We start from the raw sequence: 12,650 nt of genomic DNA, 5'->3' as shown, positions 1-12,650 counted from the left end.
CGATGGCTGACGCCATCGGCGGTGGCGGATGGGAAAAACTCATGAGGTTTCGTCCAGGCCAGCCCGCTCGCGCGGCGGCGCGGCGAGTTCCGTCGGCGGCCGGTAGCGGGACTGGAAATCCACGACATAGCGGTATTGCTTGCCGCAATGAATGATGACTTCCTTCTGGCCGCGCTTGAGCAGGCGCATTTCCACGCGCAGTTCGCCGAAGCCGTCGTGGTGCAACAGTTCGTCGAACAAGGCTTCCAGTTGTTTTTTCGGGCCGTTGGCCCGGTGGCTATGATTCATCGTGGTTCTCTTCAGTAAGCGATTTTCAGCGTGACGCCGAGGTTGCGGCCGGGCCGGGAATAGCGGTCGCGGATGTCGGCATTGGCGAACGGACCCAAATTTCGGTGCGGATTGCTTTCCTGGGTGTCCACGTCTTCCCAATCGATGTAACGGCTGTCGAAGACGTTGAACACGCCCAGGTTTAGGCTGACGTGCGGATTGATCCGGTAATAGGCGTTGAAATCGACGACGCCGTAGCCGCTGGTCAAATAGCTGGCGTCGGCCGGCGCCGTGGCCGCCTGCTTGGGGCCGACCAGGGTCAGGATCAGTTCGCCGCCCCAATCGCCGGCGGCTCGATCGTAACGCAGGCCGACCACGCCCTTGATAGGACTGATCTTACGCAACGCGACATCGTCGCTCCGGCCGCTACGCAGATTGGTACCTTCGGTGTAGGAGCCGCTCAGCAGCAGGCTGCCGCCGGACAGTTCGGGCCAAAACCAATCCAGAAATACTTGGCTCTTGAATTCGACGCCTTGCATGCGGATCGGATCGGGGCTGTTGACGGTTTGAAAGGTCAGGTATTGGCAGCCGCTGCCTTGGTCGCAGATGGTCGCGTCGTACATGAAGTCCTCGTAGTCGTTGCGGAACAAGGTCGCGTCGAATTGGCCGGCGCCGCCCTGGCCGCGCAAGCCGACTTCGGCGCCGACGCTGGTTTCCGGAGTCAAGGCGCTGTTGGGTATCGTGGTGTAGCCGAAGGTGGCATTGGTAAAGCCCAGATTGCTGTCGCTGAAGTTGGGACCCCGGAAGCCGTGGCTATATTGGCCGTGCAGCGTGAAGGTGGCGTTCAAATGCAGCAGCGCGCCGAATTTGGGTAGAAAGGCTTCGGCGTCCTTAATGGTCGGTACGATGGGGGCCGCGCCTTCCGCGACGGCTTGGGCCGAAGCCTTTTCGAACAGGTAATCGCTTTTCGGCAATAGCCGGTAGTATTCCCAACGGCCGCCGGGGATCAGTTCGACGCGCCGGTCGAATAGGCCTATCGTGTCCTGCAGGTAAGCGCCGGCCTTGGTAACGGTGCTGAGCGGAAAGTCGCGCACCGGAAATTCGTCGGGCAGTATCGTATGGGTGACGGTACCCTTGCCGTTGCCGCACTCCGGGGTGACGCCGCCCTGGCGCGGCGGACGCGGTTTGCCGGTCAGGCAGGTTAGGGTGCCGTCGCGCTGCTGGGCCACGCTGTTTTTGCTGATCTGGCCGCCGTATTGCAGATCGTGCTCGCCGACGGCGAACTGGAAATGCTTGTCCAGTCGCAGTTGGCCGCCTAAGTCCTGGTTATCGAAATCGAAGATGCGTTCGACCAATACGTGGCCGTTGGCGTTGGAGGTCCGGTCCTGAAAAGTGACCTGGCGGGTGGCCGAGCGTTGCGTGTAAAACTGCCAGAAGACTTGGTCGAACAGCGGCGTTTGCACGGCTTTCAGCGTGTGGTCCAGTGCCAGCCGCCAACGCGATTGGTCGTCGTCGGTCAACATCCGGTTGACGAAGCGGTTGCTGATGTCCAGATTCTGGCCGTACAACGCGTCGAACTCCGAGACTTTGTTCAGCCATTCGCCGCTGATCCGCAGCACGTTGTCGTCGTTGAAGCGGTACAGCAATTTAGCCAGCAGGTTGTAACCCTGATTGTCTTGCGGGCTGGGTAGGGTTCGCCGCGCATCGCGGCTGTCGATGCCGCCTTGGTTGTCGGTTTCGTTGCCGTGGCTGTGGGTGAACACCGCCAATCCCTCCCAGCCGCCCAGCGCGCCGGCGGCGGTGCCGGTTTGGCTGAATTGGTTGTCGGTGGTGTTGTAATGCAATTTCAGGCCGGTATAGCTGGGTTTGCCGAATACCTTTAAATAGTCTTGCGGGTCCTTGGTGACGAAATTGACGGTGCCGCCCAGCGCGTCGCCGCCATAGGCCGCCGGGCCGCTGCCGCGTACGATCTCGACCGCTTTCAGCGCGTCCATGTCCACCGCGTTGCGGGTTGAATTGGCGAACGAGCCGATGCCGAAGCTATCCGGCAGGCGCACGCCGTCGATCTGCATCAATACCCGGTTGCCGCCTAGTCCGCGTATCGTGAAGCCGGTCGAGCCGAAACGTTGCGGATCGCTGCCGACATTGACGCCGGGTTCGTAGCGAATCAGATCCTTGATGTCGCGGACCATGCGTTGCTCTATCGTCGCCGCTTCTATCGTCGATTGGGTACCGGCTGAGGCGGTCTTTTGGACTTCCGCGGCGGATTTGACCGTGACTGTCGGTAGCTCGAGGTCTTCCGCCGCGTCCGTGGAAGGCTCTTCGGCGTGTGTCGGGCCGGCCAGCAGCCACAGCATCAGGCACAGCCGGCAATGCCGCGCATCCCGCTTGGGCAGCGGCTTCGGATAGCGGCGTCGGATAGCGGGTATCGTCGAAAATTCGTGTATGTCAACCATGTGTTGTCGCAAGCAGTCGGAATCGCTGGCTGCCTGGCACGCTGGCTAGGGGGCTGACGGGGTTAAAGGTCAAACAATGTCGACAGGCCGTTTGGGCCGTGTCGTCGTCAAGTTGGCCGGTCGGCCAATCCGATTTATAAAGCGGCCCCATCTATCACGGGTATTTCCGTTCGGGCTGGGTTCGGCTAAGCCCAGGCTGGCGTGCCCTTCGACAGGCTCGGGGCGAACGGTGTTTATAAGGGCCGGGTTAATTCTACTTTGTCAGATTTAAGCAATGCCGTCATGCCCGCCGGGACGCGGGCATCCAGTGCCATGGATGGCAAGCTTCGATCCGTCCGTGGGGTCTGGATTTCGGCAATCCCTGCCGAAATGACGAGCACTACCGAGAATCTGACAAGGTAGCATTAATAAATCGGTACTTTCTCTATCAGCCGGAGACGCCATGGCGTCGTCGGGCCGTTCGATGGCTTGGCGGCAAACGGAAGGGTGACATCCTTGTCGGCCGACCTATCCTGGTCGGCATCCGTCGCAGTCACGACCGCCGCGCTGTTCAAACGGCGGTTCGCGGCAGCCTTGCCATCAGTGCTCGGGTTCCGCGCCGGGAGCGGTACCGATAACATCGGAATTCGCATGCGTGCTCCGTGAGACTAGCGTTGTCCTCGAGTATTCGGCTACCTGGCGGTCGAAGGCTGGGTGGCGGGTTGGCCGGATCGCGGTCCGGCCGCGCGGGTTAAGGTTTTTCCGGCTCGGAGACGAAACCGATTCGGGTGACGCCGGCCTTGGCGGCATCGGCCAAGGTCTCGGCAACGAAACGGTACGGCACGTTTTGGTCGGCGCGCACATGCAGTTCCGGTTGTTCGGGCGATTGGGCGATTTCCGCCAGGCGTCGCCGAGATTCGTCGCGGTCGATGGCGTCTCGGTTCCAGAAAATCCCGCCGTCCGCGTCGATGGACAACGCGATCGGCGGCTGCTCGGGCCGTTGCGGAATGCTGCTGGCCTTGGGCAGGTCGATTTTCACCGCGTGGGTCATCATCGGCGCGGTGATCATGAAAATGACCAACAGCACCAGCATCACGTCGATCAACGGGATCATGTTGATTTCGGCGACGGTGTGACCGCCGGCGCCCTGTTTATCGAAGCCGCCGAATGCCATTAGCGTTCTCCGCCGACGTAAGCCAGTTCCGCGCCGATGGGCTGAGCGGGGATCTGGCCCGGATTCAGCGCGCTGCCGGTGGTCAGGAAGGCAAACAGGTCGTGGGCGAAGCCGTCCAGGCGCGACAGCAATAGGCGATTGCCGCGCACGCAGTCGTTATAAGCCAGCACCGCCGGAATCGCGACCGCCAAGCCCAGGCCGGTCATGATCAAGGCTTCGCCGACCGGTCCGGCGATTTGGTCCAAGGTTGCCAGTCCACCTTGGCCGATACCGACCAGCGCGTGATAAACCCCCCACACCGTGCCGAACAGACCGACGAAAGGCGCGGTGCTGGCGATCGAGGCGAGCGCAGTCAGGCCCCATTCCAGTTGGGCGGTTTCTTCGTCGATGGTGCGGCGCATGGCTCGGGTCAGGAAGTCGCTCGCCGAGCCGGCTTGTTGCAAGCCGTGGCCGTGGCGGGCGTGGTGCTGGCTGGCCGCCAGCGCATGCCGGGTTAGGTTGCTGAATGGATCGCGGCCTCGTACCTGGCTCGCGACCTCGGATAAGGTGTCCGCGTTCCAGAATCGACGTAGGAAGTCGTCGGCCTGGCGCCGCACGCGCACGGCGCGCCACGCTTTCACGACGATGAAATACCAACTGGCCACCGACATCGTCAGCAGCAGGCCGAACAAGCCGGCCCCGACGCTGTCGGTTTGGCTCAGAAAGTGATTGAGGCTTTGGTTAAGTTCCATGGTTTATCCTTCCAGAGAGAATGAAACGGGTATCACGACCCAGGCGGAGACGGTTTGTTCGCCGCGCTTGGCGGGCACGAAGCGCCATTGTTTGACGGTTTCCAGCGCGGCTTGGTCGAGGCGGTCGTAGCCGCTGGTTTTGCGCAACGTGACTTGGTCGACGCCGCCGCCGCCGTTGACCAGGACCCGGAGCAGAACCTTGCCCTGTTCGCCCAGTTGGCGAGAAGCGGGGGGGTAGGTAGGCGCCGGATTGTTTAGATAATCGGCGTTCAGGTTAGGTAGGCTCAACGGCGCGGAGGCGTTGGCGGTTTCCGCTGGCGCGGATGTCGGCGCGGGCGCCGAAGGGGTGATTGCGGGGTTTGGCGCGGATTCGGCGGGCGGCAATTCCGGTATGGGTTCCGGCGCGACGCTTGAGGCGGATTCATGGTTGGCCGCTGCGATTAGACGCGGTTGCTTGAGCGGTTTGGCGGCGGCCTTGGTTTTGGCGACCGCCTTGGCCGGTGTCGGGACCGGCGGTTTTGGCTGGACTTGCGGCGGCTCCGATGCCGGTTGGGCGCTATTGATCCATTCCACCATGATGGGGCGCGGCGGCGTCGGCGATGGTTGGGTATCACTGTTCGGCATCAAGCCGAACCAGGTCAGATGCAGTCCGATTGCCAAAACCAAACCTAAGCCGCTTTCGTTGATTTCAGCGGTGCGTGCGGTGATGGCCGCGGATTGATACGGACGCTCGGCCGGCAAAAAGCGCATCGGCGCCAGGCAGGATAGCGAACGTAAGCGGTGGGTCGGTAACATGGCAGCCTCTCCGTCAAGGGTGGAAAAGATTGGCTGGCTACCGGAGGGTGGCTGGCTGAGGTGGATGGAACGCGCTATTTGGTCAAAATCAGTTTGCCGTTGCTGGTAATGCGCAGTCGGTATTCTTCGCCTTGGTGCTCAATGACGATCTCGGTTTGGGCGCCGAACAGCGCGCGACTGTTCAGTCGCGGTCGGTTGCGCAAGGCCTCGGCATTGGCGCCGGCGGTTTTTGCCGTTGGGTTGGTGTTGGTTTCAGTCATAGGTTTCTTCCGGAATGGGTCGCGACGAATTTACTGGTATCGCGGCAGGCCGCCGTCCCGCCGATCAAGCAATAAGCCCGTCACGCGCTGCCAGTGGTCGTGCAGTTGTAAATACATATCGCGACTGGCGGCGGTATGGTCCAATTGCGGATGGCTTAACAGCAGCGCCAGCTGGCTGACGATGCGGTGCGCTAGTTTCGGGCAATGCCGGCCGTTGATGAATTGGGTCATTAGCAAGCAGGTCATCGTGTGTAGCTGCGTCAATTCACGGCCGTGGGCCGGGCTGGATAGTTGATCGTCGAACATGATGCCTCCGCTAACTTTGGAAATGATCAAAAACGCCGCACGCTGTTTAACGTGTTCAAGTTGTGCAGGTGCGGCGTGACAGGACGAGAGAACACTGTCGGTTACAAATGATAATGATTCTCAAATTCGAGTCAAGCGGAATTTTTGGGGGATATCGTAAAAGGGGCTTAAAAGACTTTGCGTTTGCAGGATTCGAGGGTTTAGAGCGACGCGTTTACGTTGGTGTGCGAATGTCGCCGTAAGTTAGTACCCGGTGAGTTTGGAAATGGCCGGAGTTGCGGGTATTTCGGTGACGGAGGGGGCAGCAATGGACCTGACTGAGCCTGTTTGCTGACGCGATCGGTAACGGATTGTTGGTGACGGGGTGGTGAGGCGCGCCCGACGAATCGGCGGGCGCGCGAAGAAAGGTCTCTGTGCTGGTTAAATCCAGTCGGAATCGCTGTCATCGACGGCATCGGCGTCATAGCCGCTATCGTCGCCGACCAAATAGTCGTTGCGATTATCGTCCGCTTGGGCGGTTTGGATTGCGTCGTCGCCGTAATAGTTGTTGATGACTGTTTGTTCCGGCATCAATTCGTTGGCGCCGTTGTGATTTCCCCAGGCAGATCCGCCGAAGCCGCTACCGTGGTGCCCCAACAGGCTTTCGATACCTTGAAACAAAAACGATCCCGCCACGACCCCAGCCGCCGTGGTGGCGATGTTGCCGAGAAAACTGGAACCGCCGCCGAAACTGCTCGCTTGCGACGGCATTGCCGCCGTTCTAGGGGGCTGGTAGCTGCCGGCACCCGGAACGCCCGCGCCGGCCGGTTGCGCCCACGGGTCGTTTTGCAAAAATCCGCCGCGTTGCGGCGTGTTCTGCAATTGGTTTTGAAGCTCGGCGATTTGTGCTTTCGCGGCGTTTAGGGCTTGGTCTTGCAACATCGCGCGTTGGACCAACAGGTAGGCGGCATCCGGCTGTCGCGCGACTACCTGGGCGATCAGCACTTCGGCTTCGGCGTCCTTGGCGGTCAATTTGAATTCGCTCAAGGGTTTCAAAAACTGGGTAAGTTGATCGCGTTCTTGTGGATTCATCGGAATGGCTCCCTGACGTTAAAATAAGCCGGCCCCGCGGCCGGTGTCGCAACTGACTGCCGGTTCGGCATAAAGTTTCCAACGATCTGGGGATGGCTGGCGGATTTTCAATAGCACGGCGATCTCGCGTGGTGTTGGGAAAGTCACGAATTACGCGGTGTGAACTTAGAGCCAGGCACGCATTGAGCCGGGCACGGGAGTCGGCCAAGCGAAGACGTTGTCGCCGGCCATAAGCCAGCGACAGACTGAAGCGAATCGGACTGGGTAAGCGTTGCGGGCTCGGTCCTTTCGCCGGAGAGACGGTTTACTGGGCTTTCGCCAATTCGGCGCGCATTTCGGCGATGACGGCTTTGTAATCGGGCTTGCCGAAGATCGCCGAACCGGCGACGAAGGTGTCGGCGCCCGCTTCCTTAATCTCGCGGATATTGGCGGTGTTGACGCCGCCGTCGATTTCCAGGCGGATGTCCAAACCGCTGTCGTCGATGATTTTTCTGACCTGGCGCAATTTAGGCAGCGCGGAAGGCAGGAAGGACTGGCCGCCGAAGCCGGGGTTGACCGACATCAGCAAAATCATGTCGCATTTGTCCAGGACGTGGTCGAGGAAGGACAGCGGCGTGGCCGGGTTGAAGACCAGGCCGGATTTGCAGCCGTGGTCGCGGATCATTTGCAGGCTGCGGTCGATGTGGCGCGAGGCTTCCGGGTGGAAGGTGATGTAACTGGCGCCGGCCTTGGCGAAGTCGGGAATGATGCGATCGACCGGTTCAATCATCAAATGCACGTCGATCGGCGCGGTCACGCCGTGCTTGCGCAACGCGTCGCAAACCAAGGGGCCTATCGTCAGATTCGGTACAAAATGGTTGTCCATCACATCGAAATGCACAATATCCGCGCCGGCATTCAACACGTTGACGACTTCCTCGCCCAAACGCGCGAAGTCGGCGGAAAGTATGGAGGGTGCAATCAGATTATCAGCCATTTTTTTATCCTGTTGGTGAGGTGAAGACCCGACATTATATTAAGTATTCGCGGTGAATTTCGGTTTTTTTGGCCGTAGTCAGCCGGGCGCTAGCTAGGTTCGGCGAGTCCGTGTCGGGACGGTTTTTAGCTGGGATTCGAGGATGGGGCGAGTGCGAGGTCACTTCGCCTCTGGAGGCTGTCGTAAAAATCAAAACAGAACCCTCTTCCGCGAGGAGAGGGGGCGTTAACGATACCCGCCCTCAGACGACAGCCGTATTAATGTCCGACGCCGGTTTGACGATGCCTTGCCGGCTGGCCAGCAAGGTCAGTTCCGCCATATTTTTTACGCCCAGTTTGTCCTTGATCGCGGTCGCGTGGTTGCAAACGGTTTTGTAACTCAGGCAGAGTTTTTCGGCGGCCTCCCGCGACGTCAAGCCGTTCGCCAACAGGCAGAAAATGTCGAATTCGCGCGGCGACAAGGCCTTGATCTTGGTCTCTTCATCCTGGTCCACGGCCATATTGATCGCAAGCTGCTGGGCGATATCCGGATCGACATAGGTACCGCCCTCGGCGATCGTGCACACCGCCGTCACCAAGGTGTCGGGCTCGTTGTTTTTAGTGATGTAACCTTTCGCGCCGGCTTTGATCGCCCTGGTCACGTAAACCAGCTCGTTGTGGATGCTGAACACCAGGATGCGGCACTGCGGGTGTCGGCTCAACAGGCGGCGTATCGACTCGAAGCCGCCCAATCCGGGCATCGACAAATCCATGACCACCACGTCCGGCGTCTGCTTGGAATAGAGTTGGCAGGCGGTTTCGCCACGGTCCGCCTCGTAAATTTCGCCGATGCGTTCCGATAGACCTAGGTAGGTTTTATAACCGGTTCTGACGACCGCGTGGTCGTCTACCAGCAAGACATTGATTTTACGATTCACTGAGTTCAGCCGGAAAAAAGTGGGTTGGATTGCCGGCGGCGTTGATGCGTCGGATCCGGGTTTGCACAGCGGCTTCGATGCCGCCCATGGTCATGATGCCCGTTTTCGTCGATTCGGACTATGGGAGCTTTTCCTGTTCTGATCGAGGTGTCGCGTGGTTGTACGGGAATATTTCTCGACAATTTTCTTGTCATTTTCCCCGTTTCTTCATGGATTCTTCCGTAACGCCGCAAGGGGGGCTTTCTTTACCATTTGCGGCAGCATGGCACGGCCGGTCTTAAGTCTTCGTGTGCGACTTGATCGAGACGGCTGATGTGAAAAGGCGATGGTTTCGCCGCGGGTTCCCGGATCAAGCCTAAGTCGAGCGCACCACCGTTCGGTTTCGGTGGGGGCTGTCGTCGGCGCATCGGCTTTTTAACCTAAGGCTCCCTTAAACCTGATCTGTCGGGCCATGCACCCCACATAAACAACACAGGAGGATTCATGCAAATTTCACGATTTGCCAAGCAGGTCACGACATCGGCTCTATTGACGAGCGCCGCGCTGGCCGTGTCGCAATCGGCACAGGCGAATAAGGAACTTGAACAATTGTCCAAGCAAAACACCAACTGGGTGATGCAGACCAAGGACTACAGTTCCACGCATTTCAGCGAGTTGATCGACATCAATGCCAATAACGTCAAGAATTTGAAAGTTGCGTGGTCGTTTTCGACCGGCGTACTGAACGGTCATGAAGGTGGCCCCTTGGTCGTCGACGGCATCATGTACGTGCATACGCCGTATCCGAATAACGTGTTTGCGCTGGATTTGAACAATCCCGACAAGATTTTCTGGCAATTCAAGCCTAAGCAAAATCCCGCCGCTCGCGCCGTGGCTTGCTGCGACGTCGTCAATCGCGGGCTGGCATATGCACCGGCGGGCAAGGATTACCCCGCCACGATCTTTCTGAATCAGTTGGACGGTCACATCGTCGCGCTGAACGCCAAGACCGGCGAAGTTTTGTGGAAAATGGAAAATTCCGACATCGCGATGGGTTCGACTCTGACCATGGCGCCGTTCGTCGTCAAGGACAAAGTCATCGTCGGTTCCGCCGGAGCCGAGTTGGGCGTGCGCGGTTATGCCACGGCCTACAACATCAAGGATGGCAAGCAGGCGTGGCGGGTGTACGCGACCGGTCCCGACGAAGACTTGAAACTCGCGAGAGACTTTAATAACGCCAATCCGCATTACGGTCAGTTTGGCTTGGGACAAAAAACCTGGGAAGGCGACGCCTGGAAAATCGGCGGCGGCACCAACTGGGGTTGGTACGCGTACGACAGCGATCTGGAGATGCTGTACTACGGTTCCGGTAACCCGGCTCCCTGGAACGAAACCATGCGGCCCGGTGACAACAAATGGACGATGACCATCTGGGGGCGCGACGTTAACACCGGCGAAGCCAAGTTCGGCTACCAAAAAACGCCGCACGACGAGTGGGACTATGCCGGCGTCAACTACATGGGCTTGTCCGAGCAAGTGGTCAACGGCAAAAAACGCAAATTGCTGACTCACCCCGACCGGAACGGTCTGGTTTACACCCTGGATCGCGAAAATGGCGATTTGATCAATGCCTTCAAAATCGACGATACCGTCAACTGGGTGAAAAAAGTCGATTTGCAAACCGGCTTGCCGATCCGCGACCCGGAATATTCGACACACATGGACCACCAAGCCACCGGCATCTGTCCGTCGGCGATGGGTTACCACAACCAAGGTATCGAATCCTACGATCCGAACAAGCAATTGTTCTTCATGGGTACCAACCACATCTGCATGGACTGGGAACCGTTCATGCTGCCTTACCGCGCGGGTCAGTTCTTCGTCGGCGCGACTTTGAACATGTACCCGGGTCCGAAAGGCACTTTGGGACAAGTTAAGGCGATGAACTCGGTCACCGGCAAAATGGAGTGGGAAGTTCAGGAGAAATTCGCGGTTTGGGGCGGCACCACCGCGACGGCCGGCGACTTGGTGTTCTACGGCACCTTGGACGGCTACATCAAGGCGCGCCATTCCAAAACCGGCGAGGAACTGTGGAAGTTCAAACTGCCTTCCGGCGTCATCGGTCATCCGATCACTTATAAACACAACAACAAACAATATGTTGCGATTTATTACGGTGTCGGCGGCTGGCCAGGCGTCGGCTTGGTCTTCGACCTAGCCGACCCAACCGCCGGTCTCGGTGCGGTGGGTGCGTTCAAGGAGTTGGCGCATTACACCCAAATGGGCGGCGGCGTGATGGTGTTCTCGCTGTAAATCGTAGGGTGGGCACATCGTGCCCACCTTTGGTCGACCGAATCGGTGGGTATTGCATGCCCACCCTACGCTGAAATCCAAACCATGAAAAAAGCGATACATATTTTTACCGCGTTGGCGCTGGGTATCGGGTCTGCCTGCGCCCAAGCCGAACCACCGGCCTTGAAAGTCTGCACGGCGGAAAACGAAATGCCTTACGCCAACAAAGCCGGCGAAGGCTTCGAAAACAAACTGGCGCAATACGTTGCGGAGCAACTGGGTCGCAAGCTGGAAGCGGTGACTTGGACCGATCCGCGTTACTTCATCCGCGACTTCGTCGACAAAGGCTTGTGCGACGTGGTGATGGGTGTCGATCACGGCGATCCGCGTTTGCTGACCACGCTGCCGTATTACCGGTCCGGCTATGTCTTCATTACCCGCGAGCAAGATCATTTGGACCTGCGGAACTGGGACAGCCCGGCGTTGAAAACCGCCAAGCGCATCGCGTTCGCGCCCGGTACGCCGGCGGAAACCATGCTCAGGGCGATAGGCCGTTACAACGACATGTTCAGCTATCAGCAAGAGCTGGTCGGGTTCAAATCCAAGCGCAATCAGTACGTCAAGTACGACAACGACAAGCTGGTGAATGAAGTGGCTACCGGCAAAGCGGAAATCGCCGTGTTATGGGGGCCGGCCGCGGCGCGTTACGTTAAAGCGTCCAATACCCCGTTGACGATGACGGTGATACCGGACGACAACAAGCGAGCCGACGGTGAAAAAGTCGGTTTCCATTACAGCACCTCGATCGGCGTGCGTAAGGGCGAAGTCGCGTTGTTGGAGCAATTGAACAAAATTGTAAGAGACAAGCAAGACGAGATCGGCGAACTGCTGGAAGCGGAAGGTATTCCGCTACTGGACGAACCCGAGACCGCCTTGTCCATGAACTAACAGGAATCATCGACAAATGAAATACAAAACCTTTTTGAGCGGCGCGGCCGCGATGTTGGCGATTGCCGCCGTCTCGACGGCACGGGCCGACATCACTCTGCGCCATGCCTTGACCGGCGAAACTCTGGATCTGAGTTTTGCCAAGAAGGGCGGCAATACCGACAAGTTCAAGCAATTCATGCAAACCGGTAAGAACCCGTACAACGGCGACGCGGAGGCTATCAAGAAGGGCGAAAGCCTATACATGACCGGTTGTTCCGGCTGCCACGGGCACGAGGCGGAAGGTAAGCTGGGGCCGGGACTGGCCGACGACTATTGGACCTATCCGCGCAACGCCACCGACGTGGGTTTGTTCGAGGTGCTGTTCGGCGGCGCCAACGGCATGATGGGGCCTCAGTACGTTACGTTCAGCACGGACGAAATGTTGCACATCATGGCTTTCATACGCCACATCTACAAAGGCGACCCGAAAAAGGCGGACTGGTTGAAATAAGGTCGCT

General features: G+C 58.8%; 13 protein-coding genes. 3 read left to right on the top strand and 10 right to left on the bottom strand.

Annotation, left to right across the window (positions count from 1 at the left end; all coding sequences use genetic code 11):
- Window positions 1–39 precede the first annotated feature (39 nt).
- The 10 genes from ACQE3D_RS13770 to ACQE3D_RS13725 form a co-directional block, all read right to left on the bottom strand.
- Window positions 40–288 carry a hypothetical protein gene (locus ACQE3D_RS13770; protein ID WP_064030080.1) on the bottom strand — a complete coding sequence of 83 codons (249 nt, stop codon included), beginning with the start codon at window positions 286–288 and terminating at the stop codon, window positions 40–42.
- An 11-nt stretch (window positions 289–299) separates the two neighbouring features.
- On the bottom strand, window positions 300–2,723 hold the full coding sequence (locus ACQE3D_RS13765; RefSeq protein WP_313730080.1) for a TonB-dependent hemoglobin/transferrin/lactoferrin family receptor: 2,424 nt from the start codon (window positions 2,721–2,723) through the stop codon (window positions 300–302).
- A 730-nt stretch (window positions 2,724–3,453) separates the two neighbouring features.
- Complete coding sequence (locus ACQE3D_RS13760; RefSeq protein ID WP_313730081.1) at window positions 3,454–3,876, bottom strand: ExbD/TolR family protein; 423 nt, start codon at window positions 3,874–3,876, stop codon at window positions 3,454–3,456.
- The gene (locus tag ACQE3D_RS13755; protein ID WP_313730082.1) at window positions 3,876–4,607 is read right to left on the bottom strand and encodes a MotA/TolQ/ExbB proton channel family protein; all 732 of its coding nucleotides are present in this window, start codon (window positions 4,605–4,607) and stop codon (window positions 3,876–3,878) included. Before ACQE3D_RS13755 ends, ACQE3D_RS13760 begins: the two co-directional genes overlap by 1 nt.
- A 3-nt stretch (window positions 4,608–4,610) precedes the next feature.
- Window positions 4,611–5,402, bottom strand: a complete 792-nt coding sequence (locus tag ACQE3D_RS13750) for an energy transducer TonB (protein WP_313730083.1) — start codon at window positions 5,400–5,402, stop codon at window positions 4,611–4,613.
- A 74-nt stretch (window positions 5,403–5,476) separates the two neighbouring features.
- Window positions 5,477–5,662, bottom strand: a complete 186-nt coding sequence (gene hemP, locus ACQE3D_RS13745) for a hemin uptake protein HemP (RefSeq protein WP_064030090.1) — start codon at window positions 5,660–5,662, stop codon at window positions 5,477–5,479.
- 30 nt (window positions 5,663–5,692) lie between these two features.
- On the bottom strand, window positions 5,693–5,968 hold the full coding sequence (locus ACQE3D_RS13740; RefSeq protein WP_064030092.1) for a hypothetical protein: 276 nt from the start codon (window positions 5,966–5,968) through the stop codon (window positions 5,693–5,695).
- Window positions 5,969–6,388: 420 nt separating this feature from the next.
- Window positions 6,389–7,039: a DUF2076 domain-containing protein gene (locus ACQE3D_RS13735; RefSeq protein WP_313730084.1), complete on the bottom strand. Its 651-nt coding sequence runs from the start codon at window positions 7,037–7,039 to the stop codon at window positions 6,389–6,391.
- Between the two features lie 304 nt (window positions 7,040–7,343).
- Window positions 7,344–8,015, bottom strand: a complete 672-nt coding sequence (rpe, locus tag ACQE3D_RS13730) for a ribulose-phosphate 3-epimerase (RefSeq protein ID WP_071158193.1) — start codon at window positions 8,013–8,015, stop codon at window positions 7,344–7,346.
- 241 nt (window positions 8,016–8,256) lie between these two features.
- Window positions 8,257–8,931 carry a response regulator gene (locus ACQE3D_RS13725; RefSeq protein WP_064030099.1) on the bottom strand — a complete coding sequence of 225 codons (675 nt, stop codon included), beginning with the start codon at window positions 8,929–8,931 and terminating at the stop codon, window positions 8,257–8,259.
- A 483-nt stretch (window positions 8,932–9,414) separates the two neighbouring features.
- On the opposite strand from ACQE3D_RS13725, the gene ACQE3D_RS13720 reads away from it, so the two are divergent.
- The 3 genes from ACQE3D_RS13720 (at window position 9,415) to moxG (ending at window position 12,643) form a co-directional block, all read left to right on the top strand.
- Entirely contained in the window at window positions 9,415–11,223 is a 1,809-nt protein-coding gene (locus ACQE3D_RS13720; protein WP_064030101.1) for a methanol/ethanol family PQQ-dependent dehydrogenase, read from the top strand.
- A gap of 84 nt (window positions 11,224–11,307) precedes the next feature.
- A complete protein-coding gene (gene moxJ / locus ACQE3D_RS13715; RefSeq protein ID WP_064030104.1) occupies window positions 11,308–12,150 on the top strand; it encodes a methanol oxidation system protein MoxJ in 843 nt (280 codons plus the stop codon).
- A 16-nt stretch (window positions 12,151–12,166) separates the two neighbouring features.
- Window positions 12,167–12,643, top strand: coding sequence for a cytochrome c(L), periplasmic (moxG, locus tag ACQE3D_RS13710; RefSeq protein WP_064030107.1), 477 nt, complete (start codon window positions 12,167–12,169; stop codon window positions 12,641–12,643).
- Window positions 12,644–12,650: the final 7 nt, after the last annotated feature.

This window comes from Methylomonas sp. MS20 (genome assembly GCF_050275925.1).
In the GTDB taxonomy this organism is placed as follows: Bacteria; Pseudomonadota; Gammaproteobacteria; order Methylococcales; family Methylomonadaceae; genus Methylomonas; species Methylomonas koyamae_A.
Note: the sequence above shows the minus strand (reverse complement) of the source record. Positions and strands in the feature narration are given on the sequence as shown.

What these genes read in the sequence shown, in the direction of transcription:
- ACQE3D_RS13735 (WP_313730084.1), bottom strand. Translation starts at nt 7,039, where the DNA reads ATGAATCCACAAGAACGCGATCAACTTACCCAGTTTTTGAAACCCTTG.
- ACQE3D_RS13750 (WP_313730083.1), bottom strand. Translation starts at nt 5,402, where the DNA reads ATGTTACCGACCCACCGCTTACGTTCGCTATCCTGCCTGGCGCCGATG.
- hemP (WP_064030090.1), bottom strand. Translation starts at nt 5,662, where the DNA reads ATGACTGAAACCAACACCAACCCAACGGCAAAAACCGCCGGCGCCAAT.
- ACQE3D_RS13755 (WP_313730082.1), bottom strand. Translation starts at nt 4,607, where the DNA reads ATGGAACTTAACCAAAGCCTCAATCACTTTCTGAGCCAAACCGACAGC.
- moxJ (WP_064030104.1), top strand. Translation starts at nt 11,308, where the DNA reads ATGAAAAAAGCGATACATATTTTTACCGCGTTGGCGCTGGGTATCGGG.
- ACQE3D_RS13765 (WP_313730080.1), bottom strand. Translation starts at nt 2,723, where the DNA reads ATGGTTGACATACACGAATTTTCGACGATACCCGCTATCCGACGCCGC.
- rpe (WP_071158193.1), bottom strand. Translation starts at nt 8,015, where the DNA reads ATGGCTGATAATCTGATTGCACCCTCCATACTTTCCGCCGACTTCGCG.
- ACQE3D_RS13770 (WP_064030080.1), bottom strand. Translation starts at nt 288, where the DNA reads ATGAATCATAGCCACCGGGCCAACGGCCCGAAAAAACAACTGGAAGCC.
- ACQE3D_RS13740 (WP_064030092.1), bottom strand. Translation starts at nt 5,968, where the DNA reads ATGTTCGACGATCAACTATCCAGCCCGGCCCACGGCCGTGAATTGACG.
- ACQE3D_RS13760 (WP_313730081.1), bottom strand. Translation starts at nt 3,876, where the DNA reads ATGGCATTCGGCGGCTTCGATAAACAGGGCGCCGGCGGTCACACCGTC.
- moxG (WP_064030107.1), top strand. Translation starts at nt 12,167, where the DNA reads ATGAAATACAAAACCTTTTTGAGCGGCGCGGCCGCGATGTTGGCGATT.
- ACQE3D_RS13720 (WP_064030101.1), top strand. Translation starts at nt 9,415, where the DNA reads ATGCAAATTTCACGATTTGCCAAGCAGGTCACGACATCGGCTCTATTG.